The 2,576-nt window shown below is 58.9% G+C and carries 3 protein-coding genes; 1 reads left to right on the top strand and 2 read right to left on the bottom strand.

Translation table 11 applies throughout. From position 1 onward, the window contains the following. The coding region (locus tag J0I79_RS34765; RefSeq protein WP_292870641.1) for a divalent metal cation transporter at window positions 1-882 on the bottom strand (882 nt) is incomplete at its 3' end. Between the two features lie 456 nt (window positions 883-1,338). Further along, entirely contained in the window at window positions 1,339-1,851 is a 513-nt protein-coding gene (locus J0I79_RS34770) for a ferritin-like domain-containing protein (RefSeq protein ID WP_292870647.1), read from the bottom strand. Between the two features lie 140 nt (window positions 1,852-1,991). Here J0I79_RS34770 and J0I79_RS34775 point away from each other — a divergent pair. Continuing rightward, window positions 1,992-2,576, top strand: a 585-nt coding sequence (locus J0I79_RS34775) for an SDR family NAD(P)-dependent oxidoreductase (protein ID WP_292870644.1), incomplete at its 3' end; no start/stop codon positions are given.

Raw genomic sequence — 2,576 nt, forward strand, 5'->3', positions numbered from 1 at the left:
CGCCTTTGCGGCATCGGTGGAGGATGCGATGTTCGTCACCCCGGCCTTGTGCAGCGTTGCGGCCGTCGTGAAGATGATGGCAATGGCGATGATGTTCGACAGGGCCATGCCGACCATCGTGTCGGCGCGGATGCGGCGGAAGGCCTTCGAGGCCTGCCAAGGCGCCCATTTCAGCGGCTTGGCGGAAGGTTTCAGTTCCTCCTCTTCGACCTCCTGCGAGGCCTGCCAGAAGAATAGATAAGGAGAGATGGTCGTGCCGAGGATCGCCAGCAGCGTGGTGAAATAGGTGCCGTTCCACTGGACCGTCGGAATGAACAAGCCCTTGGCTGCCTCACCCCAGGGCACATGCGCGGTGAACATCGCCACGACATAAGCGAAGAGGCTGAGCGTGGTCCATTTGAGCACGGTAACGTAGCGGCTGTAGTGCAGGAAAACGATCGCCACCACGCAGACGGCAGCAAAGAGCACGACATAGACGGCGCTTGGCCCGCCGACGAGCAGGGTCAGCGCGTCGGCCATGGCACTGAGATCGGCGCCGATATTGATCACGTTGGCGATGAAGAGCAGCGCCACCACGAAATAAAGCAGCGAAATCGGATAATTGCGTCGCAAGTTTCCCGAAATGCCTTCTCCCGTCGTTCGGCCGATGCGGCCCGCGATCTCCTGTATCGCCGCCATCAGCGGAAAGGTGAAGAGCATCACCCAGCCGACCGAGAAGCCGAGTTGAGCGCCGGCTTGGCTATAGGTGCCGATGCCTGACGGATCGTCGTCGGAAGCGCCGGTGATGAAGCCGGGACCTATGGTTTTCAAGAATTTCTGGAACGGTCCCTTGGCGAGCATATTGCTCTGTTCTTTTTCGACCCGTGCACTGGCATCGGTCATGTTTTGCCTCTCCAGATCAGCAATACGGCAATCGACCCTCCGCAAATGGCAAGCGCCGGTCCAAGAACCAGGAATTCAGGGCGTGGGCCGTAGAAGTGTTCGAGAAATAGAGGAACTGCCGTCGAGCCGATTGCCACGATCAGCACGGCTTGCAGGATCGATTGTGGGCGACTGCGCTGCATCAACGGCGTGCCATCGGTTCAACAGGGAACGCTAATAAACGGCCACCAGTCGGCGCGGTTCCTTGTCACCAACGCATGATGCCGGCGATTCCAGGGAACTGCACCAACATTTGATTGTACAGCCGTTCGCTAAGGCTCGTCGGTGTGGAGGGATATTCTCCGGATTGTCGCGTTTCAGCAGGTCATCAGCATCAGGCTGTCGGGTCTGCCGACCAGTCTTGTTTCGCGGAGCCCGGCAAAGCGGCATGGATTGCCGGGCCCCCTGGCGCTGGGATTATTGAAGCTCGGCGATGGCATTGACGCCTGATTCCGCAAGCTTTGTCAGCGTAGCATCGGTGTCTTTTTCTTCGCCGAGTGTCAGATCGAACAGCGACACAGCCTTGTCGAGCCCCAGCTCCGACGCCCAGGTTTTCATCGTGCCATAGCGCGATATCTCATAGTGTTCGACGGCTTGGGCCACGGCAAGCAAACCGGCATCCAACGCCGGGGCGCCCTTGTAGTCCTCCATGATCTCGGCGCCTTCCTCGGTGATGCCGACGATCGCAGCGCAGGTCTTGCCTTGCGGTTTCTTGCCGATCGCCTCAAAGACCTCTTCAAGGCGCGAAACGTGTTCCTGGGTCTGACCGTGATGTTTCTCGAACGCTGCTTTGAGGTCCGGACTCTGCGCCGCCTTGGCCATCTTGGGCAATGCCGCGAGAATCTTTTTCTCGGCGAAATAGATGTCCTTGAGAGTATCGTGAAAAAGTTCGTTCAGGCCCTTCGTCGAGCCTCGCTGTTTCGCAGCCATGTCTTCCTCCTGGTGATTGCGCCTCCATCGTGAGACGTGGTCGGGCAACTTCCCCGGTCGCCAGATGTTCCGTGCGAAACTCAGCTCTTGGGATGAACCTTCATCGAACTCGCCAGTTTCTTCCGGAAAGGAGAGACACCATGACGAATTCTGCCCCGAAGCCGGCCAATGCCAATCCTGTTAAGAAATTCACCGACAGACCGTTTCCCGAACAGCGGCAGGATTGGCCAGCGCTGCAGCGCGACATGAAGCCCGTGCCCGATTGCGGCGAGAAATCCTATCGTGGCTCAGGTCGGCTGGAGGGACGGAAGGCGCTGGTGACGGGCGGAGACTCCGGCATTGGGCGCGCTGCGGTCATAGCCTTTCTGCGCGAAGGCGCGGACGTTGCCATCAACTATTTCCCCACTGAGGAGCCGGACGCGAGGGACTTGGCCGAACTTGCCAAGTCCGAGGGCCACAAGCTCATTCTGCTGCCTGGGGACATCACCGAACAGGCCTTTTGTGAGGATCTCGTGGCGGAAGCGGTGCGCAAGCTCGGCGGGATCGACATCCTCGTCAACAATGCGGCCTACCAGCAGTCGAAGAAGTCGATCGATGAGATTTCCTTCGAACAGTTCGACCGCACGCTGAAGACCAATCTCTATGCGATGTTCTGGATAACAAAGACGGCGCTCCCTCTGATGAAGCCCGGCGCGACCATCATCAACACCGCTTCCGTCAATTCA

Source organism: Mesorhizobium sp. (assembly GCF_017306585.1).
Classification (GTDB): Bacteria; Pseudomonadota; Alphaproteobacteria; order Rhizobiales; family Rhizobiaceae; genus Mesorhizobium.